This is a genomic window from Pseudomonas sp. B21-035 (assembly GCF_024748945.1).
Taxonomy (GTDB): domain Bacteria; phylum Pseudomonadota; class Gammaproteobacteria; order Pseudomonadales; family Pseudomonadaceae; genus Aquipseudomonas.
Map to the genome: position 1 here is coordinate 4,575,548 of NZ_CP087179.1, position 23,031 is coordinate 4,598,578.

Sequence of the window (23,031 nt, forward strand, 5' to 3'; positions counted from 1 at the left end):
CGCCCGACGGTTATCCGCAGTACCTATGTACCGCATCTAGCGGCAACGCCTCGCGCCCAATGTGAACGCCATTTCCGGCCATAACTTCACGTTTGGGATACCGCCATGAGCGATTTGCCAGAAGTCCCCGCCCCTCACTCTCCTGTGGATTTCATTTCAGTCATAAACCACGACACTGCGTTGCTGGCAGATGCCAGCAAACGCTGGAAAGACCACCGCGATACTTTCACCACCTTGCTTGCACAAGCACCCGGCGTTTACCAGACACTACAGGACGTAGTACGCGAACAGCTGGGTGTCGATCCACTGAGCACTGCCCTGCGATTCCGTATCTCCGATGCACACGACAGCGATGTCAGCCTGGTCGCCCTGGCGCTACACACGCGCCAGTATCCCCAGCCGCCCGCTGATCTTGACCAGCACGCCCAGGTGACCGCTCAGGGCCCCGATCATCCGACCTTGCGCCTGACACCCACACAACTGCTCGCCAGGCTTGCGCAACTGGACCTTCCCGCAGCGGTCCGACGCCAGTGGGATCGCTACTGGCAAGCGCGGGCCGCCGATACCGTCGTCAGCCGCCGTACCCATGCCCAGCACCAGTACCTGGATATTTTCAAGGCCAGTTGGGATGTGGCGCTGGCAACCGGCAAATTCGATAGGCAACAGCAGCGCGCGGTCCAAGAGGTGCTCGACAACCCTGAATGGCAAAGCCAGCAAGGTATCGAGATCCAGACCGTCGCGATAGACGGACAGGCAATGCCAGGAGCGCTGCTGTTCAAAATCGAAGACGAACCACAGCTGATGCTGTATCGCCCCGACAGCGGCTTCAGTACCCACGCGTCCCAGGCGGACCTGGAGGCGGCCATTGGCGCCACGGTCTCCAGCGTCAGCTATGAAAGCCACGGCAGCCTTTCAGGCGGTTTCAGCCCGCTGTTCAACAGCCTGCTCAATGAGCGTTTGAGCGCGCTGGACTTCAAGCCCGGCGAAGATATTCGCCAGTTTGGCGAACTTGCGCTGTCGATGGTCCACTGGGTCGATACTCAGCAGCGCAGTTCAAGCATCTTCAGCCTGCCGCCTGCCCTTGAATCAACCGACAGCGAAGACGCCTCGCAGCGTTCGCTCTACGACTTTGGCAGCTTGAACCTCGACATCCCTTATTCCATCCGCCTGCAACAGATCAACACCCAGCGGGCACTGATGGCCAGCATTGCCGAAACCGATCTGCAAGCGCTCAAGGATCATCAGCAAACTCTTGGCGATGCCTGCCAACAAGCGGAACAGGCCATTGAGCAGCAACTGAAGGCCGACACCTGGCACCAGGAGCAATCCCCCGCCGCCAATGCTGCGCTGCTCCAGGCGCATTACCACGGCTTGCGCGCCCACGCGCGCTTTCAGAACCTGCTGGGGCAAATCGATAACGAAGAATTGAGGTGGCTCGAAAGCCTTCTCGATCAACCCGACACCTTCCCGCGCCTGGGCTCCAGTATTGTCGCGGCGCATCCAGTGCTCAACACAACGTCGATGGACAATGGCGTCCAAATCTCTACCAGCACCACCCTCAATGATTGCCTGGTCGTGACCCTGCAGGACGGTGACAACCCGCAGAGCCTGCTGCTGTACTGGCCGGGTGAAGCCGGCGGGCTGCTGCGCTGCGCCAACCAAGCGGAACTGACCCGCTGCTTCGCCATCAACGATCAGAGCGAGCAGTCACTGAGCCTGAGCCCGGTGACCGGCGATGTCCTGGCCGTGGTTCTGGCCCACCATTTAAGCCAGGCCAAGACTGCGCTGACCACCGAGGAGGCGCCCGCGGCGGTGAAAGAAGCACTGACCCGGCGCCTGCAGGTCCCCCGCCACGCCGCGCGCGAGTACGCGTTCAACCTGATCCAGGAACAGGAAACCAGTGCCACGTTGACGGGCGCTCCCCTGAACTGGCTGGACAAGTTGTCGGCCAGCGATCGCGCGATGCTCAAGGCCGGCACCCTCGGCTTCATCGCGGCCATGCACCGGGCCCAGGCCCTGGTCGCCCGCGACCTGCCCCACCGCGAACTGTTCTGCCGCCAGCTCATCAGCCAACGCCTGAAGCAGGACTTCCCTGGCTACGACGACAGCCCCATCACCCTCTACCTGCCAGAGAGCACCTCGTGGGTGCCCATTGTGGTTGACAGCACCAGCCCCCAGGGCATTGCCACCAAGCCGACGCTCAAGGCCAGCAACAAATGGGTCGACCTGACGCTGGATGCCTTGTTGCTGGACAACATCGACGAGGCCATGAAAGAGCGTCTGAGTTTTCTCAAGCTGAAGCTCAACACATCGAATCAGGCGCTTGTTCAACAGCTCAAGGACAGCATCGACAAAACCTACCTGAGCGGCTTGGCCACCGACCTTGACCTGGCCCAGCAATACGAAAACAAGATCACCGAGGCGTATCGGGGCACTCACGAAGGCGCTTTTTCCCGGGCCTATCGGCGTCAATGCCTGGGTGAACCTTTCCGCCAGATGCTCATCATGCATAGCGCCCAGGCCAGGGCCAAGGGCGAGCTGGACGACAGGGGCCAGACGATCTTCAATATCGCCATCGACGCCGACAGCAAAGCGGCCTACCAAGCCGACGGCCATGATATTGAACTGATTTCTGCCCGGCTGACCGCAGGCGGCGAAGACACCGACAGCTACGGCACTACGCTGTCCGGGGTCACCTTCATCAGCGATCAGAACAGCGGCATCACCGTACTCTACCGACCCGAGCATCCCACCCGCCTGGTACGCCAGTACAGCAGCCTGGAAGCGGCCCGTTCCGGGCTGTATGACCTGAGCAAGCAGAGCGGCGAAATCGACTACCTGGCCGGGCGCGCCTTGCTGGGCAACCCGGACGCACACCGATCGCGGATGCGCCAGGCCATCAAACATCGCTTCGACGGCATTATTGGCCTGGGCACGACATGGCCCTCGACCACCTCACTGGCCCAGCACCTACTCGACGCCCAGGGTGGCCGCATTCTCGAAGCCCATCGCGCCACCTCGCGCTCGAACCGCGACCTGTGGCTGGAAAACTTCGCCTACCAGAGCGGCATGATCTTTAACTACATCAAGATGGCGCTGGGCTTCATTCCGGTAATCGGGACCGTCGTCGCCGTCTACGACTTCTTTGAAGCCAGTGCCCGACTGGTCAGCGCATTGCGCCAGGATGAGGTGTACAAGGCGCTGGAGGCGCTGCAACAAGTGCTGCTGGCTTTCGTCGATGCTGCCATCGACCTCGCGCCCGGCCTGCCCCTCAAGGCCCTGAGCGCCCGTCAGCTGACCCGCCAGCGTCAGTTGCAACTGTTGCAAGCAGGCCCGGCGGCGGGCTTTGCGCCCGGCAGCGCCCAACGCCTGTCGCGCTTTGAAGGTTACGAATACCAGACGCCGTTGTCGCTGGCCGGGATCGAGCCGGGGCGCCACGGCAAGTACAAAGGCATCTACCAGCACGCCAAAGGCGACTTCATCCTGGTGGGCGACCGCCCCTGCCAGGTGCAATGGCTGGAGACGGAACACACCTGGCGTCTGCGTGGCACACAGTTCAAGACCTGGCGGAAAAATATCGCGCTGAATGAAAACGGCCAGTGGGACACCCATTTCGCGCTGTATGGCGTGCACCTGCGCGGCGGCGGTGCAGGCGGCGGCCAGGTACTGGGGCATCTGGCGGATGTATTGGCACCGTACTGGCCGGCGGCGATTCGCGAGCGGCTACCGATATCATGGACGGATGTACGTCAGCGCCAATACCAAAGGCTTTTAAACAAGTTAAGGTCAGACGGTGAAGCCTTTCAACTGCAAACACGCAGAGTCAATGACAAACACCGCCAAGGGCTCGCTGTCACAGAACAAGAGCTCGAAAAGGACATCAAGGACGCAATTGCGCTGTACACAACCTACGAAGACTTCCTGGCACTGGCAACCCGCTCCAATGCCCAGGCAACAAAAGATCAAATGAGCGTCACAGCGAAAATGCTGACCAGCCGTTACCACCTCAGATTGAACAACGCCATCACACGCATCGAGTCTATTAATACCGAAATAGCGAACATCGGCCTGGAGGTCAACAGACTGGTCCAGAGAATCCCGCAAACCCTGGCGGCGGACGGAACCGCAGGAGAGGCTTTTTACACCCTTGCCCGTCAAATGGCGCAGAAGAGAAATCAGGCTCTGCCCCTTCGCCGCAACATTCTTGAAGCGCTTGAACTGATGGCACGCCATCTCGACAACATGAGGATCTGGAAACTCAAAATCACCCAGGGCATTGACCGAAGGGACTTTATCAGCGACATCGATCGCGTGACCGATACCCTCACACCCGTGGTGCTCAACGGCCTGCGAATCGACCAGCTCAAAGAGTTGATCAGTAAACCGCTAAGCGGTTTCGACCTAGGCTGGGCCAATCTTCAGATAAAATTGTCAGCACCGCGCAATCGCCTTGACCGGATGCTCTATGCCCTGAGCCAGCTTGCTTCGGTCAGCCATAGCAGAGCGCAACGCAGTGCAATACTCAAACAAGGGGTCGATGAACTTCAAGCCTTCAAGAACAATCTGCGCTACTGGAGCATCAGCGATGATGAGTACTTCGACGCCGCTGTTGTAAAGGTACTAGAGAGTCGCCTCGACGACAGCATCAATTACTACAGCCGCTACTTGAATACACCCACCGAAAATCTTCCAACCGTGCCGAAAAACCAGCCCACAAGCGCTCGGGTGTTTCAGACCACTGACGACCTTTACCTTATTGGTACTCCCACACAACAGCGCAACACCTACACGCTCACGGGTATCAATGGCCGTGACGAAATCTACATTCAAGGCGCCGACGGTAAGTTCATCCTGCAAAACCCCGACACGTCCGCAGGTTCAGCCAGTCAACCGTCGCTTTCACAAAGCCGTTCCGAGGCACGCAAGTTTCTCGACGGATCCTCTGCGTTTCGCAACAAAGTAGATGGTTATGCCACTCAAAATCTGGAACCCGCCAGCCTTGAGGACTTGATGCTCAAACGGGCCGACGACCTGAATGCTGCCGCCAACACAATCGAACGCCTAAGCCCCACCGACGACTTGATCAACGAACTGCGCGAAGCCGCAAGACAGCTGGTGAACGATGGACGTCAACTGCGCGTCCAGCAAATTCTGCAAACCAAACAGCCTAACGGCGGCCACCTTGAGTACTTAGAGAATCAACGGGGTGTGGTGGAGATCGAAAAGGTTGGCGGCCTTGTGGAACTAAGAAAACGCCCCGATGGACGTCCGGACTTTCTGCAGGAGTACGTCATCTATGATCGCACCCAACAACCGCGACGTACCCTCTGGTATGCGCACTTCCATTACAACAAGCAGAAGCCGCGCTTTGCCGAGTTCGACAAAGCCCATTTGAAAATACCGGCCCAGCGCAAACTGGGCACAGAATGGCAAAGCAGCCAGATCGAAGAAGTGCAAATCTGGCGAGGTGACCTGGGCCGGCCATTGGCCGAACGTGTCTTCGCCAACCTCTTCTGAAACCACACCGGGCATCCTTGAACAGGATGCCCGGTTCGCGCTCTACGCCAGTTCGCTGCGCAATTGCCGCGCCGCCGCGACCATGTTGATAAGTGCCGCTTCAGTCTCCGGCCAGGCACGGGTCTTCAGGCCGCAGTCCGGATTGACCCACAGGCGTTCAGCCGGGATGCGCTTGACCGCCTTGCTCATCAACTTGACCATCTCGGCCGTGTCCGGCACCCGCGGTGAGTGGATGTCGTAGACGCCCGGGCCGATGTCGTTGGGGTAGTCGAAAGCTTCGAAGGCCTCCAGCAACTCCATGTCCGAACGTGAAGTCTCGATGGTGATGACGTCGGCGTCCATGGCCGCGATCGCTTCGATCACATCGTTGAACTCGCTGTAGCACATGTGGGTGTGGATCTGGGTTTCATCGCGCACGCCGCTTGAGCACAGGCGGAAGGCTTCCACCGCCCAACCCAGGTATTGCTGCCATTGCGCCCGGCGCAGCGGCAGACCTTCACGGAACGCGGCTTCGTCGATCTGCACGATCTTGATGCCGGCGGCTTCCAGGTCCTGCACTTCGTCACGAATGGCCAGCGCCAGTTGCTCGGCCTGGACCTTGCGCGACACGTCTTCGCGCGGGAACGACCACATCAGCATGGTCACCGGGCCCGTCAGCATGCCCTTCATGACCTTGCTGGTCAGGCGCTGGGCGTATTCGATCCAGGCCACGGTCATGGCCTGCGGACGGCTGAGGTCGCCGTAGATGATCGCAGGCTTTACGCAACGCGAACCGTAGCTCTGCACCCAGCCAAAGCGGGTGAAGGCATAGCCGTCCAGTTGCTCGGCAAAGTACTCGACCATGTCATTGCGCTCGGCTTCACCGTGCACCAGCACGTCCAGGCCCAGGCGCTCCTGGACCTGCACGGCATGGCGAATCTCGCTGTGCATGGCATCGGTGTAATCGTTGGCCGAGAGCTTGCCCTGCTTAAAGGCCTGACGCGCCAGGCGGATCGCCGAGGTCTGCGGGAAAGAACCGATGGTGGTGGTCGGGAACGCCGGCAATTGCAGGCGCTGACGCTGGGCTTCGATACGCTGGGCGAAGGCCGACTGACGCCGGCTATCGGCAGCGGTGACGGCGGCCAGGCGCGCCTGGACCTGCGGCTTGTGAATGCGTGGCGACTCGGCACGGCTTTTCTGTACCGCGCGGCTGTGGCTCAGGGCGTTTTGTACTGCTGGCAAGTGCGGGGTATCCAGGGCCTTGGCCAGCACGGCGATCTCTTCACACTTTTGCACGGCGAAGGCCAGCCAGCTTTTCAGCTCGGCATCGAGCTTGTCTTCACGGGACAGGTCCACGGGACTGTGCAGCAACGAGCAGGAACCGGCGACCCAGAGGTTGGCACCGAAGCGCTGCTGGGCCTGTTGCAGCTGCTCCAGGGCCTTGTCCAAGTCGCAGCGCCAGATGTTGCGGCCGTTGACCACACCCAGCGACAGTACCTTGTAGGTTGGCAGGCGATCGAGCACGGCCGGCAGTTGTTCCGGGGCGCGCACCAGGTCGATGTGCAGGCCATCCACCGGCAGGCCGACGGCCAGGCCGAGGTTGTCTTCCAGGCCACTGAAGTAGGTGGCGACCAGTTTCTTCAGGGGCGAGTACTGGAGGATGTGGTAGGCACGTTCGAAGGCGTTCTTCCATTCCTGCGGCAGGTCCAGGCCAAGGATCGGCTCGTCGATCTGCACCCACTCCACACCCTGGCGCGACAGGCGGCTGAGGATTTCACCGTACACCGGCAGCAGGCGCTCAAGCAGGTCGAGCTTGTCGAACTCGCCGCCTTTGGCCTTGCCCAGCCACAGGTAGGTCAGCGGGCCGATCAGCACCGGTTTCACCGCGTGGCCGAGGGCCTGGGCTTCGGCGACTTCTTCGAACAGTTGCTCCCAACTGAGCAGAAAGCGCTGGTCAGCACTGAATTCCGGGACCAGGTAGTGGTAGTTGGTGTCGAACCACTTGGTCAGCTCTTGCGCATATTGCGTCTGGCCGTGGCTGGCACCGCAGCAGGTGCTGGCGCCACGGGCCATGGCGAACAGGGTATCGAGGGTCGGCAGGCCGTTATCACCGGTAACCTGGGCGAAGCGCTCGGGAATTGCACCGAAGGTCAGCGAGTGAGTCAGCACCTGGTCGTACCAGGCAAAGTCGCCAACCGGCAGCAGCTCGATCCCGGCGTCTTTCTGCACCTGCCAGTGACGGGCACGCAGTTCGCGGCCAACGGCTTCAAGGCCGGCCTGATCGAGATCGCCTTTCCAGTAGGCTTCTTGTGCTTTTTTCAGTTCGCGGTCAGCGCCGATGCGCGGGAAACCAAGGTTGTGGGCCAGTGCCATGAGAAAACGTCCTCCCTGTAAAAGATGACGCTATTGTCGACAGTCAGACCAACATGAGACAAACTCAATAAATTCGTGTTCATCTCAAAGTTTACTCATGGAGCCCCTCGGTGCTGGAAATTCGCCACCTGAAAACCCTGCACGCCTTGCGCGAAGCCGACAGCCTGGTCGAGGCCGCTGAACGCCTGCACCTGACCCAGTCGGCACTGTCCCATCAGTTCAAGGAGCTCGAGGAGCGCCTGGGCATGCCGCTGTTCATGCGCAAGACCAAGCCGCTGCGTTTTACCAGCGCCGGCCTGCGCCTGCTGCAGCTGGCCGATGCCACCCTGCCATTGTTGCGCGGCGCCGAGCGTGACATCGCCCGCCTGGCCGGCGGCACTGCCGGGCGCCTGCACATGGCCATCGAATGCCATAGTTGCTTCCAGTGGCTGATGCCGACCATCGACCAGTTCCGCGATGCCTGGCCGGAGGTCGAACTGGACCTGGCCTCGGGCTTTGCCTTCGCCCCGCTGCCGGCGCTGGCCCGCGGCGACCTCGACCTGGTGGTGACCTCCGACCCGCTGGAGCTCAGCGGCATCACCTACGTGCCGCTGTTTACCTACGAAGCCATGCTTGCCGTGGCCAACCAGCACCCGTTGGCGCACAAGCCGTACATGGTGCCGGAAGACCTGGCCATGGAGACCCTGATCACCTACCCGGTAGAACGTGACCGCCTGGATATCTTCACCCGCTTCCTGGAGCCGGCCGACGTCGAGCCCGCGCAGGTGCGCACGGCCGAATTGACGGTGATGATGATGCAACTGGTGGCCAGCGGCCGCGGGGTCTGCGGCATGCCGCACTGGGCCTTGCACGAGTACAGTTCGCGCGGCTACGTGAAGGCCAAGCGCCTGGGCGAGAAAGGCCTGTTCGCCACACTCTACGCGGCGGTGCGCAGCGACATGCTCGATGCGCCGTACATGCGCGATTTTCTGCTGACCGCCAAGGACACCTCGTTCTCGACCCTCGATGGCGTCAGCGCGGTACGCTGAGCCTTACACGGCCCGGCGTTGCTCCTGCACCAGGCGCAACGCCAGGCCGGCCAGGACGAAACCCATCACGTAGCGCTGCAGCATCAGCCACAGCGGGTAGCGCACAAACCAACCGGCGATGCCGGCGGCGAACAATGCGATCAGCAGGTTGACCGAAAAGCTCACGGCGATCTGGGTCAGGCCCAGGGCCAGGCTCTGGAGCAGCACCGAGCCGTTTTCCGGCGAGACGAACTGCGGCAGCACCGAGAGGTAGAACACCGCCACCTTGGGGTTGAGCACGCTGGTCAGAAAACCCATCAACACCAGTTTGCGCGGTGAGTCCGGCGCCAGCTCGCGAGGCTCGAACGGCGAACGGGCACCCGGCTTGACCGCCTGCCAGGCCAGCCACAGCAGGTAGCCGGCACCGGCCCACTTGAGCAGGTCGTAGGCCAGCGGCACGGCCATGAACAAAGCAGTCAGGCCAATGGCTGCGGCCGTCATGTGCACCAGAAAGCCGCCGACCACCCCCAGCAGCGACGTCACCCCAGCCATGCGGCCCTGGCAGATCGAACGGGAAATCAGGTAGATCATGTTCGGCCCGGGGGTGAGCACCATCAGCAGCGCGGCGCCGATAAACAGCAGCCATTCATGGGTGGGGATCATCGGCATTCCTTTGCAAGTGAGATCAGGCAGGTGCTGTAGTTAACTGCCGGTACAGCGGCAGAATCAAGTCCCGGGTCAACGGCGCCAGCTCAAGGGTCAGTTGTTTGCGCGCCGAGACCCAGACCACCTCTTCGATTTCCGCGGCAGGCTCGACCGGCATGGCGGTGTGCACCTTGAAAATCTCGGCCTGGACGACAAAACCCGGCTCGTTGGCGGCCGGGGCACTGAACTGCCCCAGGTACTCGGCGTCCTCCGCCTCGATCGCCAGGCCCAGCTCCTCGAACAGCTCGCGGGCCAGGGCGCTGACCGGCTGCTCGTCGGCCTCGATCTTGCCGCCCGGCTGCATGAACGCCTGGGTACCGCGCTTGCGCACCAGCAGGGTACGGCCTTGCGGGTCAAGCAGGAGGGCGGCGGCGATGCGGATGGTTTTGCTCATGGGACGCTCGTGAACAGGAAAGCGCGCAAGGATCACATGTTGGCAGGTGCCTTTCAATCCTGGGCCGGTCTGACGAACGCCCCTTGCAAGCCCGCGCCATTGGCCGCATAAACAGGCCATGAATCTTCCCGCCTGCAAGCACCCGGAACTGGACGCCTTCCACCGCGCGGTCCGCACCTGGTTCGAGCGCCAGTTCCCGACGGTCACCGCCGCCCAGGCCCGAGCCTGGCCGTTGATCGGCAGCGGGCAATCGTTGTTGGTGGCAGCGCCTACCGGCTCGGGCAAAACCCTCACTGCCTTCCTGGCCATCCTCGACGAGCTGTTCGTGCAGGGCCTGGCCGCCGGCCAGTTGCCGGACCAGACCCAGGTGGTCTACGTCTCGCCACTCAAGGCGCTGTCCAACGATATCCAGATCAACCTGCAGGCGCCGCTGGCCGGGATCAACGCGGTACTGGCCGAGCAAGGCCTGGCGCCGCTGGAAATCCGCACGGCGGTGCGCAGCGGCGATACCCCGCAAAAAGAACGCACAGCCATGCGCCGCCAGGCGCCGCATATTCTGGTGACCACCCCCGAATCGCTGTATGTGTTGCTCGGCTCGGCCTCCGGGCGCCAGGGCCTGGCCAGCGTGCACACGGTGATCGTCGACGAAATCCACGCCCTGGCCGGCAACAAGCGCGGCAGCCATCTGGCCCTGAGCCTGGAACGCCTTGAAGCGCTGTGCGGGCGGCCACTGCGGCGCATCGGCCTGTCGGCCACGCAACGCCCGGTCGAGCGCGTGGCGCAGTTTCTGGTGGGCCAGGGGCGCGAGTGCGCGATTGTCGATATCGGCCATGCCCGCCCCCGCGACCTGGGCCTGGAAGTGCCGCCGGTGCCGCTTGGCGCGGTGATGGCCACAGATGTCTGGGGCCTGGTCTACGATCGCCTGGCGGCCTTGGCCCGCGAGCACCGCACCACCCTGGTGTTCGTCAACACCCGGCGCCTGGCTGAGCGCCTGACCCGCCATTTGAGTGAACGCCTGGGCCGCGACGCCGTGGCCGCGCACCACGGCAGCATGGCCAAGGAGTACCGCCTGGACGCCGAGCAACGGCTCAAGCGTGGTGAGCTGCAGGTCCTGGTAGCCACCGCCTCGCTGGAGCTGGGCATCGATATCGGTGAGGTCGAGCTGGTCTGCCAGATCGGCTCGCCCGGCTCGATTGCCGCGTTTTTGCAAAGAGTCGGGCGCTCCGGGCACCAGGTCGAAGGCACGCCCAAGGGCCGGCTGTTCCCGCTGTCGCGCGATGACCTGATCGAATGCGCAGCGTTGCTCGATTGCGTACGGCGCGGCGAGCTCGATCGCCTGCAGGTGCCGCAGGCACCGCTGGACGTATTGGCGCAACAGATCGTCGCCGAAGTCAGCAGCCAGGAATGGCATGAACAGGCGTTGTTCGACTGCCTGCGCCGGGCCATGCCCTACGCCGAGCTGGATCAAGGCCACTACCAGGCGCTGCTGCGCATGCTCGGCGAAGGCTTCAATGGTCGCCAGGGTATCCGCAGCGCCTATCTGCACCGCGATGCGGTCAACGGTACCCTGCGCGGGCGCCGTGGCGCGCAACTGACGGCGCTGACCAGCGGCGGCACCATCCCCGATAACGCCGACTACAGCGTGGTGCTCGAACCGCAGAGCTTGAACATCGGCACGGTCAACGAAGACTTCGCGGTGGAAAGCATCGCTGGCGATATCTTCCAGCTGGGCAACGCCTCTTACCGCATCCTGCGCGTGGAAAGCGGCCGGGTGCGGGTCGAGGACGCCAAGGGCCTGCCGCCGAGCATCCCGTTCTGGCTCGGTGAAGCGCCGGGGCGCAGTGACGAGTTGTCGGCAGGCGTGGCACGCTTGCAAGGCGAGATCGACCAGCGCCTGGGCGCTGCCGACGGCCAGTTGCAACCGCTGCTCGACTGGCTGACGACCGAGCTGAGCCTGGGCCTGGACAGCGCCGAGCAATTGCTTGAATACCTGGCCCATACTCGCCAGGTGCTCGGCGCCCTGCCCTCGCAGCAGACCCTGGTGATGGAGCGTTTTTTCGACGAGTCCGGCGGCACCCAGCTGATCATCCACTCACCGTTCGGCAGCCGCATCAATCGCGCCTGGGGCCTGGCCCTGCGCAAGCGCTTCTGCCGTACCTTCAACTTCGAGCTGCAGGCGGCGGCCAGCGAAGATGCGATTGTCCTGTCGCTGTCGGCCAGCCACAGCTTTGCCCTCGAAGAAGTCTGGCGTTACCTGCACAGCAACAGCGCCGAGGCGGTGCTGATCCAGGCCCTGCTCGATGCGCCGCTGTTCGGCGTGCGCTGGCGCTGGAATGCCGGCACCGCGCTGGCCCTGCCGCGCTTTGTCGGCGGGCGCAAGGTGGCGCCGCAAATCCAGCGGATGAAAAGCGAAGACCTGATAGCCGCAGTGTTCCCCGACCAGATTGCCTGCCTGGAAAACCTCGCCGGCGAGCGGCAGATTCCCGATCACCCACTGGTCGAGCAGACCCTCGACGACTGCCTGCACGAAGCCATGGACAGCGAAGGCTGGCTGGCGCTGCTGCGGCGTATCGAACACGGCCAGATCACGCTGATTGCCCGTGACCTGCCCGCGCCTTCGCCGCTGGCCTCGGCCATTCTCAACGCCCGGCCCTATACCTTCCTGGATGATGCGCCGCTAGAAGAACGACGCACCCAGGCCGTACTCAATCGCCGCTGGAACGAGGCGCAAAGCAGCGATGACCTCGGCGCGCTCGACCCGCAGGCCATCGCCGCCGTACAAAGCGAGGCGTGGCCGACGCCCACCCGCAGCGATGAAATGCATGAGGCTCTGATGAGCCTGGCCTGCATCAGCCAGGCCGAAGCCGAGGCCAATGACGGCTGGCAAGAGTGGCTGGCGGCGCTGGGCAATGAAGGCCGCGCCTGCCGCCTGCAACTGAGCGGTGGCCAAGCATTGTGGCTGGCCCGCGAACGCCTGATGCTGCTGCGCGCCCTGTACCCAAACGCGCCCCTGACACCCGACGTCAGCGCCCTGCCCGGCTTTGATCAGGCCATGGACGCCGAAGCCGCATTGGTCGAGCTGCTGCGCGCACGCCTGAGCGGCTTCGGCCCGCTGACGACCGAGGAGATTGCCGCGCCGCTGCAACTGCCGGTCAGCGCCATCGAGCAGGCCCTGGCCCGCCTGGAAGGCGAAGGCTACGTGATGCGCGGGTACTACTTTCAACCAAATCAGCAACCAAATCAGCAACCGAACCAGCAACCGGGCCAGCAAGCGCTGCAATGGTGCGAACGGCACCTGCTGGCGCGGATTCATCGCTACACCATCAAGCGCCTGCGCCGGGAAATCGAACCGGTCAGCCTGCAGGACTTCACCCGCTTTCTGTTCGACTGGCAGCACCTGGCACCCGGCTCGCGCCTGCAAGGCCAGGCCGCGCTGAGCGCCGTGCTCGATCAGTTCGAAGGTTACCCCGCAGCGGCGGCGGCCTGGGAAAGCGACCTGCTGCCCACCCGGCTCAAGGACTACAGCCCGCGCTGGCTCGACGAAGCCTGCCGCGCCGGCAAATATGCCTGGGCGCGCCTGGCCCCGAGCGCCGCGGCGAGCACCCTGCGCAGCACGCCGCTGGTGCTGTTGCCACGCCCCCGCCTGGGCTTGTGGCGGGCCCTGAGCCCGGCGCTGGACAGCAGCGAACTGGGCCTGCGTGCCCAACGCGTACACACGGTGTTGAGCGAACACGGCGCATTGTTCTTCGATGAGCTGGTGCACGACGCCCACCTGCTGCCCAGCGAACTGGAAAACGCCTTGCAAGAGCTGGTGGCCGCCGGTTTGATCAGCGCCGACAGCTTTGCCGGCCTGCGTGCACTGATTACCCCGGCGAGCAAACGCCAGGGCCGTAGCCATCGCCGCGGTCGCGGGCCGTTGTTCGGCGGTATGGAAGACGCCGGGCGCTGGGCGCTGTTGCGCAAACCCACTGCCAAGCGTGACGAGGACCTTGAACACATCGCCCGCACCTTGCTGCGCCGCTATGGCGTGATGTGCTGGCGCTTGCTGGATCGCGAGGCCGACTGGCTGCCCAGCTGGCGCGAGCTGCTGCGCTGCTACCACCGCCTGGAAGCCCGCGGCGAAATCCGTGGCGGGCGCTTTATCAGCGGCCTGGCCGGCGAGCAGTTCGCCCTGCCCGAGGCCGTGGCACTGCTACGCGAAGTGCGCCGGCGCCCGCTCGATGGCAGCCTGGTGGCGATCAGCGCCAGCGACCCGCTGAACCTGGTCGGCACCCTGCTGCCGGGCAGCAAGGTGCCTGCAGTCAGCGGCAATCGCCTGCTTTATCGCGATGGTGTGCCGGTGGCGACGCTGATTGCCGGCAAGCTCCAGTTCAATGCAGAAGATGAACTGGCGGCGCATGGCGAATGGCGCGAGCGCCTGATCCGCGATGCTGCTCTGGTCACTTGACCTGCGGCGCGGCGAACCCGGCAAAGCGCTTGTTGAATCCGGCCACCCGACCTTCGACCGTGGTCTTGCGTTGCTGGCCGGTATAGATCGGATGCGAAGCGCTGGAAACATCCAGGGCCACGTAGGGGTAGGTTTTGCCGTCGCTATGGGTGTGGCTGCGGTCAGTGTCGACGGTCGAGCCGATCAGGAAGTACACATCGGCGGCAGTGTCGTGGAACAGCACGGGGCGATAGTCGGGGTGAATGCCGGGTTTCATGGCCAAGCCTCTTGGGAAAATGAACGAACAAGAGCTGATACTATATAACATATCAATTGCTCGCAAATACAAATGATTTTCGATTCCAAGATGAAGCTTGCAGCCCTTGCGCGCTGCGGGCTGGCGCTGGAAACCCCAACCGGGCTAAGGTCGGGGTTTGTCCAGGCCCTGAGCCTGACCGTGCCATCGCAAGGAAACCGTATGAGCCTGTCACTTCTCAGCCGCTACGCCTTCTTCGCTGCCTGTGTGTTGTTCACCCTGGTCAGCCTGCCCTTCCTCCACCACGAATGGCTGTGGCCGTTCACCCTGGTGACCGCCGTGCTCAGCCTGATCGGCCTTGGCGACCTGCTGCAAAGCCGTCACGCGGTGCGCCGCAACTACCCGATCCTGGGCAATATCCGCTACCTGGTCGAAGGCATTCGCCCGGAAATCCGCCAGTACTTGCTTGAAGCCGACAGCGATGCCCTGCCGTTTTCCCGGGCGCAGCGCTCGCTGGTGTATGCGCGGGCCAAGAACGAAGCTTCGGACAAGCCTTTCGGCACCCTGATCGACGTGTACCAGTCCGGTTTCGAGTTCATCGGCCACTCCATGCGCCCGGCGCCGCTCAGCGACCCGTCGAGCTTTCGGGTAATCGTCGGCGGCCCGCAGTGCACGCAGCCCTACTCGGCGTCGGTGTTCAATATCTCGGCGATGAGCTTCGGCTCACTCAGCGCCAACGCCATCCGTGCCCTGAACCAGGGGGCCAAGCTGGGCAACTTCGCCCACGACACCGGTGAAGGCAGCATCAGCCCCTACCACCGCGAGCACGGTGGCGACCTGACCTGGGAACTGGGCAGCGGCTACTTTGGCTGCCGCACCTCGGACGGGCGCTTTGACCCCGAGCGCTTTGCCGAGCAGGCGCGCAACCCGCAAGTGCGGATGATCGAAATCAAGATGAGCCAGGGCGCCAAACCCGGCCACGGCGGCATCCTGCCCAAGCACAAGGTCACCCGCGAAATCGCCGAAACCCGCGGGGTAATGATGGGTGAAGACTGCATCTCGCCGTCACGCCACAGCGCGTTCTCTACCCCGATCGAGATGATGCAGTTCATCGCCCAATTGCGTGAACTGTCGGGTGGCAAACCGGTGGGCTTCAAGTTCTGCCTCGGCCACCCCTGGGAGTTCATGGGCATCGCCAAGGCCATGCTGGAAACCGGCATCCTGCCTGACTTCATCGTCGTCGACGGCAAGGAAGGCGGCACCGGCGCGGCGCCAGTGGAGTTTACCGACCATATCGGCGTGCCACTGCGCGAAGGCCTGCTGTTCGTCCACAACACCCTGGTGGGCCTGAACCTGCGCGACAAGATCAAGCTCGGCGCCAGCGGCAAGATCGTCAGCGCCTTCGACATCGCCAGCGTCCTGGCCATCGGCGCCGACTGGGCCAACTCGGCGCGCGGCTTCATGTTTGCCATCGGCTGCATCCAGTCGCAAAGCTGCCACACCAACAAGTGCCCGACTGGCGTTGCCACCCAGGACCCGCTGCGCCAGCGCGCCCTGGTAGTGCCCGACAAGGCCCAGCGGGTGCACAACTTTCACCACAACACCCTCAAGGCCCTGGCTGAAATGCTCGCCGCCGCCGGCCTCGATCACCCCTCGCAACTGCAAGCCAAGCACCTGGTGCGGCGCATCTCGGCCACCGAGATCAAGCTGTTCTCGCAGATGCATGTGTTCCTCAAGCCGGGTGAATTGCTCAACGGCGAGGTCAACGGCGAGTTCTATTCGCGGATGTGGCAGATGGCGCGGGCGGACAGCTTCGAGCCGCAAGAGGTGGCGGCGGCCTGAAGATCGGTAACGCTAGGGGACGCGGGGCCAGTTGTGATTGTAGTTTTCATCTTCCAGGATGGGCTTCATGACAATGAAGCCCTGCTCACCGGTGACGTAGATCGAATAGAACCGGTTGTCCACCAGCGGCGCGCCCACGCCCCCTGCCGCCACCAACCGCTCAAAGTCCGAGCGTTCACCGCCAATGACATTATTGATCCCCAGCCGGGGAAAAAACTGCGCATGCAACACCGAATTGGAGCCGCTGAGGATGTATCTCAGTAGCGGCATGTGGGTGATGGCGCCATGTCCTCTGGGCAACCAGTTACCGTCACCGGGTGCCCTCAGGTAGTTGTACCTGTTTACGTCGCGCAGCTCACTGCGTGATACCAGGTCATTGGCAATGTAGTGCGCCATGGCTGATTCAAGTTCTTTCTTGGCGATGATCACCTGGCCATAGGCATAGCTGAAGGCAAACATGAACAGCGTTGGCAAGATCAACAGCCAGCGCAATCCCGGCCAGACCCGCCCCAGCAACTCGTGACTGAACAACAACAGTAAAACCAGCACTGGCGAAAAGCCGATGAAGTTTCGAGCCTCAAGGTTGGGCTCGACAAGAAACAGCATCATGCCCGGCACACTCCAGACCAGGGCCACCGGGCTGAGCAGGTACAGCAGCGCAACGCCAAACCTGGCGGACGGCCGCCCGTGCATCTGGCGAATGTTTCCCATGAGCAATACAAAACCGGCACCTGCCCCCAATAGCAGGGCAAGCGTCAGCACATTGCCCGCAGAGGCCATCAGCAAGCCCAGCATCTGCATTGAGACGCACAACTTCTGCCACACCACACCGAGCCACTGCTGATCAACGGGCAGGTGGCTGCCGCGGGTATCGACAGCCAGTGGGTAGACGGTAAGAAAATACATGAGGCCACCGACTACCAGTTGCACAAGCCGCTCCACAAGCATCACCAGCACTGCCTGGAGCGCAACCTTGTCTCTTACCCCGCGGATGAACTCGACAATGCACAAGCCAATAAACAGGCTGATGCTCAGTTGATATAGGCTCAGCGTTACGGCAATCAACAGGGCCGCCAGCAGCGTGCGAATAGTGCGATGTTCAAGCCGGCAGGTTATTGCATAGATCACCGCGACCAGCGCCAGCACCATCCCCGGACCGTCGTATTGATAGGTCAGATTGCCGAGGAAAAACGGATTGCATAGCACTGGCAGGATCACCAGGCAGCTGGTAATCCCGGGGCGAGGAAACAGCCACAACGTCAGGCGCGCCATGGCCATGGCCAGGGCAACAATGCTGATCAGCAAGGGCATCGGGAAGATATTGATCGTTGCCTGGCTGAAGGTCAGTACCTTGTACAGCCACTCGAGCAGAATTCTGCCTTGATTGCGCCAGGCGTCCTGGGCCTGCAGCAACGCCCGCCAGTTGTCATCCACATAGGCGTAGTCGGCATGAACAATGGGAAACACGTAAGCCAGGGACAGAACAATAAAAAACAACAGCACCTGTTGGGGGCTTAACACCCGTTCACTCGCCAACACGCTTGGCCCCCTTTCGATAGCTCGTGCCATTGGCCCTGACGATCTCTTTGACCACATACCGGGGTCGATGCTTGGCCTCCATGTAGATACGGCCGATGTACTCCCCCAATATGCCGATACCGATCAGTTGCACCCCGCCCAGAAACAGTATCGCTGTCATCAATGACGGATATCCGGGCACCTCATTGCCGAACAGTAGCTTGTCCACTACCAGGTAACCGGCGTACAGCAACGCCAACAACGAGATACATGCGCCGACGTAGCTCCACAAGCGCAAAGGCCAGGTGCTGAACGAAGTTATGCCGTCCAGCGCCAGGTTCCACAGCCGCCAGGCGTTGAACTTGCTGCGCCCCACCGCCCTCGGCGCGCGGTCGTATTCGACGATGGCGACGTTGAACCCCGCCCACGACAGCACCCCCTTCATGAACAACTGCTGCTCGGGCAAGGTCTTGATCACGTCCACCACCTTGCGGTCCATCAGGCGGAAATCGCCGACGTTTTCTTCAATATGGGTGTAGGCAATACGGTTAAGCAGACGATAGAACAGCGAGGCGCTGCGACGCTTCAGGTAACCATCGCTGGAGCGATCCCGACGCTTGGCCAGGACCACGTCGGCACCGTCGCGCCACGCGTCGATCAACTGCGCAACCACCGCTACCGGGTCTTGCAGGTCAACATCCATGGGCACCACGGCGTCACCGCTGGCGTACTCCAGGCCGGCGAACAGTGCCGGTTCCTTACCGAAGTTGCGCGAGAAGTTGATCAGCACCACGTCCCTGTCCGCCAGCGCGAGCGAACGGGCGACTTCGGCGGTGCGGTCGCTGCTGCCGTCGTTGACGAAGACGATTTCAATGCAGTGTGCCTGCAACGAGGGTTCTTGACGCACAGCCTGGTAAAACAGTCTGAGCGCCTGTTCTTCGTTGAACACCGGCACGATCAGCGAGACGTTCATGACTCGGCCCCGCGAAACACCAGCCATTTGGCCAGCAGGAAGCCGCAGGTCAGGCTGATCAGGGAAAAACTCACTACCGTGATCATCCCGTGCAGCCGCCAGTGGTCGCCCAGCCAACCCACCGCCAGGCTGACCGTGCCCAGACACAGCATGAACAGCAGGTAGCGGCCGATCGAGGGCGGCACGGCGAAGGTGTAGAGCGCATTGACGTAGTAGGAAAGGCTCGCAGCAACACAAAACGCCAGCAGGTTGCTCAGGGCCTGGCTCAGGTCGAACTCGACCCGCAGGACGAAAAACAGCTGCCAATGAACCAGCGTATTGGCGATGCCAATTACGCTGTAGGTGGAAAATCCTTTCCATATGTTGGCCATTGCCTGTCACGCCTCGCTGACCGTTGCGCCTGGGCTCAGCAGGCCACGCCATTGGCGGTTCGTCTACTGATACTAATGACAGGAACGGACGATTTACGACCAACGGTCTGTTGCTCAAGGGACAATCGAGACATCCGGTAATACGCAACTTTTGCAATTCGCTGCCAATACCGCCACCCTGCCCCCCGCCCGACGTGCGGCGCGTGTTTTTGCCGGCGTCTGCCTGTCACTATTAAACCCACTGTTCAAGAGCCCGCTGCCATGCTTAACGGACGCGACCCGCGCATCGATTTCTTTCGAGGCCTGGCGTTGATCTTCATTTTCTGGGATCACGTCCCCCACAACCCTTTAGGCCAGATCACCCTGCGTAACATCGGCTTCAGCGATGCCGCCGAGGTTTTCGTCTTCCTTGCCGGCTACGCTGCAGTGCTGGCCTACGGCAAGGTGCTGCAGCGCGACGGTTATCTGATCGCCTGCGTGAAAATCCTGCGCCGCACCTGGGTGCTGTATGTGGTGCATATCTTCCTGCTGGCGATGCTGATGGGCATCGTGTTCTTTGCCAACAGCCATGTAGAAACTCGCGACCTGGTCCAGGAAATGGGTCTTACCCACTTCGTCACCAACCCTCAGCAAGCCCTGACCGACGAGCTGCTGTTGCGCTTCAAACCCAACCTGATGGACCCGCTGCCGCTGTACATCGTGCTACTGGCCGGCCTGGCGCTGGGGCTGGGGCTGCTGATGCGCAACACCCTGGCGGTGGTCGGTGTATCGATGGCGGTGTACCTGGCGGCCCCCGGCATGGGCTGGAACCTGGCGAATTTTTCCGATGGCGTGTGGTACTTCAACCCGGTCACCTGGCAGTTCCTGTTCGTGCTGGGCGGCGCCGCGGCGTTGTACGGGCAGCAGGCGCGGCCAGCACAAACCCGACCGTTGCGCCGCCAGCCACTGTTCCTGGCAGCTGCCGCCTATTCACTGACAGCCGGCATCATTACCCTGTCCTGGCGCTGGCCAGAGATTCACGATGCGTGGATGCCGGCCAGCCTCAACAACCTGCTGTACCCGATCAGCAAGACCGACCTGTCGCCGGTGCGCTTGCTGCACTTCCTGGCCCTGGCCTACGTCACCGCCAAGCTGCTGCCCGGCAGCGGCTGGACGCAGAACTGGCTGGCGCAGCAAACCGGGCGCATGGGCCGCTATTCGCTTGAAGTATTCTGCCTGGGGGTGCTGCTGGCGCCGCTGGCGGACATGATCAATGCCATGGCCGGCGATGCCTTTGCCATGCAGGTATTCACCGCCCTGGTGGGCGTCGCGATCATGGCCCTGCTCGGCGCCTGGCTGGACTTCAACAAGCGCCTGACCCAGCCGATGCGGGCGGTTGCTACCTGATTCGCGCAGGTAAAAAAAAGGTTCTTCACGGAATCCCGGGGGCTATGATTCTTGGGTTGGGTTGCGGGTTTATCCATTCGGTGTGGCGCCGCTGTTGGCCCCTTCCGCCCTTACGGCGGGTCCCTTTTGTTCTTGGCAAAAGTAACCAAAACCGCTCGCTCCAGCATACGGCCCTACGCTGCGCTCCGGGTTCCTTCGCTACGGTGCCTTCCAGGGGCATCGCGGCCTACGACTTGCTTCGCCAAGTCTACGTCTCGCGACTTCGGCATAGGCCGAAGGGTGCTACGCACCAGCCCCCTCCAGACACCTACGCTCAGCCTCCTGAAGTCGCGAAGTTACGGGCGGCGCCTGCACTGACGTATCTGCGAAAGCAGATGTTGGCGAAGCCATACTGACGCAGGAGCGGGACAGCCCGCTGATAAAACGAGCACCAACTTGATCTTGATATTCATGCACGCACTTCCAGACGCCGCGAAAAGCGACTTCAGGAGGCCGAGCGTAGGTGCCTGTAGGGGCGGTGCGCAGCACCTTCGGCGGCAGCCGAAGACGCGAGATGTAGACTTGCAAAGCAAGTCGTAGGCCGCGATGCCCCGGAAGGTGCCGTAGCGAGGGGACCCGAAGCGCAGCGTAGGGCCGTATGCAGGAGCAAGCGGTTTTGCCTACTTCTTCCCAAGAGAAAAGTAGGCCGCCGTAAAGGCGGAAGGGGCCAGCAGCAGCCCCACACTGAATGGATAAACTCGCAGCCTCAACATCCCAGCCCGGGATTCCGTGAAGAGCCAAAAAAAAGCCCGTATCCATGGATACGGGCTTTTTTATTTACGCAAGGATCAGGACGCCGAACTTGCCGCGCGCTGTTCCACGCTGTTTGGCGACAGCTTGAACACGTAGTACAGCACGGTCAGCATCACCAGGAACGCCGGGCCGATGTACAGGGCTACGCGGGTTTCCTCGAAGTAGGCCATCAAGCCGACCACCAGGATCAGGAACGCCAGCGCCAGGTAGGAGCTCAGCGGCCACAGCCACATGCGGTACTTCAAGGCAGCGCGCTCGGCGTTGCTCAGGCCGGCGCGGAACTTCAGCTGGGCCAGGAGGATCATCACCCAGGTCCAGATCGCGCCGAAGGTGGCAATGGCGGTTACCCAGACGAAGACTTTCTCCGGCACCAGATAGTTGGCCAGCACGCCCAGCAGCAAGGCTGCGATCGACAGCAGCAAGGCATTGCGCGGTACGCCGTTGCTCGAGGTGCGGGCAAAGGTGGCCGGCGCCTGGCCGTTCTGCGCCAGGCTGTAGAGCATGCGCCCGGTGCTGAAGATGCCGCCGTTGCACGACGACAGCGCGGCAGTGATCACCACGAAGTTGATGATACCGGCAGCAGTCTTGATGCCCAGCCGCTCGAAGGTCATCACGAACGGGCTGCCCTGGCTGCCGATTTCGTTCCACGGGTAGATCGACAGGATCACGAACAGGGCGCCGACGTAGAACAGCAGGATGCGCCAGAACACCGAGCCGATGGCCTGGGGAATGGTCTTTTGCGGGTTGCGCGCTTCACCGGCGGTCAGGCCGATCATCTCGACGCCCAGGTAGGCGAACATCACCATCTGCAGCGACATCAGCACGCCGGTCACGCCATTGGGCATGAAGCCGCCGTTGCTCCAGAGGTTGGAGATGCCCATGGCCACGCCATCGTTGCCGAAACCGAAGGCGATGATGCCGACGCCGCCCAGGACCATGGCGATGATGGTGACGATCTTGATCAGGGCGAACCAGAACTCGAACTCACCGAAGGCCTTGACCGCGATCAGGTTGATCGCGCCCATGCTGCCCAGAGCCGCCAGGGCCCAGATCCAGCGCGGCACTTCCGGGAACCAGATGCCCATATAGATGGCCACCGCGGTGATTTCCGCCACGCAGGTCACCAGCCACAGGAACCAGTAGTTCCAGCCGGTAAGAAAACCCGCCAGCGGGCCGAGGTAGTCTTGGGCGTAGCGGCTGAACGAGCCGGCTACCGGGTTGTGCACGGCCATCTCGCCAAGGGCGCGCATGATCACCAGGATCGCCAGACCGCCAATGATGTACGACAGCATGATGGCCGGACCGGCCATTTCGATGGCCTTGGCCGAACCGAGGAACAGGCCGACACCGATACAGGCGCCCAGCGCCATCAGGCGAATGTGGCGTTCGCCGAGTTCTCGCTTGAGTGGGCCGCCCTGGGCGGTCTCACCATGAGAAGGGTGGTTGCCGACTGGCATAGAAATACAACCTCATTTTGTTATTGGATATGACC

Annotated in this window: 13 protein-coding genes; 5 read left to right on the plus strand and 8 right to left on the minus strand. The window is 62.3% G+C overall.

The genetic code is table 11. From position 1 onward, the window contains the following. Nucleotides 1-105 precede the first annotated feature (105 nt). Nucleotides 106-5,517, plus strand: a complete 5,412-nt coding sequence (locus LOY22_RS20890; RefSeq protein ID WP_258594668.1) for a dermonecrotic toxin domain-containing protein — start codon at nt 106-108, stop codon at nt 5,515-5,517. Nucleotides 5,518-5,559: 42 nt separating this feature from the next. Here LOY22_RS20890 and metE read toward each other — a convergent pair whose 3' ends face one another. After that, nucleotides 5,560-7,869 (minus strand): 5-methyltetrahydropteroyltriglutamate--homocysteine S-methyltransferase, encoded by a 2,310-nt coding sequence (metE, locus tag LOY22_RS20895; RefSeq protein ID WP_258594670.1) that lies wholly within the window; start codon nt 7,867-7,869, stop codon nt 5,560-5,562. A 110-nt stretch (nt 7,870-7,979) separates the two neighbouring features. On the opposite strand from metE, the gene metR reads away from it, so the two are divergent. Next, a complete protein-coding gene (gene metR, locus LOY22_RS20900) occupies nt 7,980-8,897 on the plus strand; it encodes a transcriptional regulator MetR (protein ID WP_213603431.1) in 918 nt (305 codons plus the stop codon). 3 nt (nt 8,898-8,900) lie between these two features. On the opposite strand, the gene LOY22_RS20905 is transcribed toward metR, so the two are convergent. Together LOY22_RS20905 and LOY22_RS20910 are read right to left on the minus strand one after the other, a co-directional pair. Further along, nucleotides 8,901-9,539, minus strand: coding sequence for a LysE family translocator (locus tag LOY22_RS20905; protein WP_045197690.1), 639 nt, complete (start codon nt 9,537-9,539; stop codon nt 8,901-8,903). Between the two features lie 22 nt (nt 9,540-9,561). Further along, nucleotides 9,562-9,975, minus strand: a complete 414-nt coding sequence (locus LOY22_RS20910) for an NUDIX domain-containing protein (RefSeq protein ID WP_258594672.1) — start codon at nt 9,973-9,975, stop codon at nt 9,562-9,564. A gap of 118 nt (nt 9,976-10,093) precedes the next feature. On the opposite strand from LOY22_RS20910, the gene LOY22_RS20915 reads away from it, so the two are divergent. Beyond that, nucleotides 10,094-14,422: a DEAD/DEAH box helicase gene (locus LOY22_RS20915; RefSeq protein WP_258594673.1), complete on the plus strand. Its 4,329-nt coding sequence runs from the start codon at nt 10,094-10,096 to the stop codon at nt 14,420-14,422. Here LOY22_RS20915 and LOY22_RS20920 read toward each other — a convergent pair. Then, on the minus strand, nt 14,415-14,678 hold the full coding sequence (locus tag LOY22_RS20920) for a type B 50S ribosomal protein L31 (protein ID WP_045197685.1): 264 nt from the start codon (nt 14,676-14,678) through the stop codon (nt 14,415-14,417). The genes LOY22_RS20915 and LOY22_RS20920 overlap by 8 nt on opposite strands. Nucleotides 14,679-14,879: 201 nt before the next feature. Between LOY22_RS20920 and LOY22_RS20925 the strand changes: the two genes are divergently transcribed. Further along, nucleotides 14,880-16,499: an FMN-binding glutamate synthase family protein gene (locus LOY22_RS20925; protein WP_093380093.1), complete on the plus strand. Its 1,620-nt coding sequence runs from the start codon at nt 14,880-14,882 to the stop codon at nt 16,497-16,499. 12 nt (nt 16,500-16,511) lie between these two features. On the opposite strand, the gene LOY22_RS20930 is transcribed toward LOY22_RS20925, so the two are convergent. From LOY22_RS20930 to LOY22_RS20940, 3 genes are read right to left on the minus strand one after another with little or no spacing between them, the layout of a single operon-like run. After that, nucleotides 16,512-18,038 (minus strand): glucosyltransferase domain-containing protein, encoded by a 1,527-nt coding sequence (locus tag LOY22_RS20930; RefSeq protein ID WP_258594675.1) that lies wholly within the window; start codon nt 18,036-18,038, stop codon nt 16,512-16,514. Next, complete coding sequence (locus tag LOY22_RS20935; protein WP_093380090.1) at nt 18,025-18,990, minus strand: glycosyltransferase family 2 protein; 966 nt, start codon at nt 18,988-18,990, stop codon at nt 18,025-18,027. The genes LOY22_RS20930 and LOY22_RS20935 overlap by 14 nt, the downstream gene beginning before the upstream one ends. Further along, on the minus strand, nt 18,987-19,361 hold the full coding sequence (locus LOY22_RS20940; RefSeq protein WP_038999075.1) for a GtrA family protein: 375 nt from the start codon (nt 19,359-19,361) through the stop codon (nt 18,987-18,989). Before LOY22_RS20940 ends, LOY22_RS20935 begins: the two co-directional genes overlap by 4 nt. 261 nt (nt 19,362-19,622) lie before the next feature. On the opposite strand from LOY22_RS20940, the gene LOY22_RS20945 reads away from it, so the two are divergent. Further along, a complete protein-coding gene (locus LOY22_RS20945; protein WP_093380087.1) occupies nt 19,623-20,747 on the plus strand; it encodes an OpgC family protein in 1,125 nt (374 codons plus the stop codon). A gap of 827 nt (nt 20,748-21,574) precedes the next feature. On the opposite strand, the gene LOY22_RS20950 is transcribed toward LOY22_RS20945, so the two are convergent. Continuing rightward, nucleotides 21,575-22,996, minus strand: a complete 1,422-nt coding sequence (locus LOY22_RS20950; protein ID WP_045197680.1) for an amino acid permease — start codon at nt 22,994-22,996, stop codon at nt 21,575-21,577. Between the last annotated feature and the right edge of the window lie 35 nt (nt 22,997-23,031).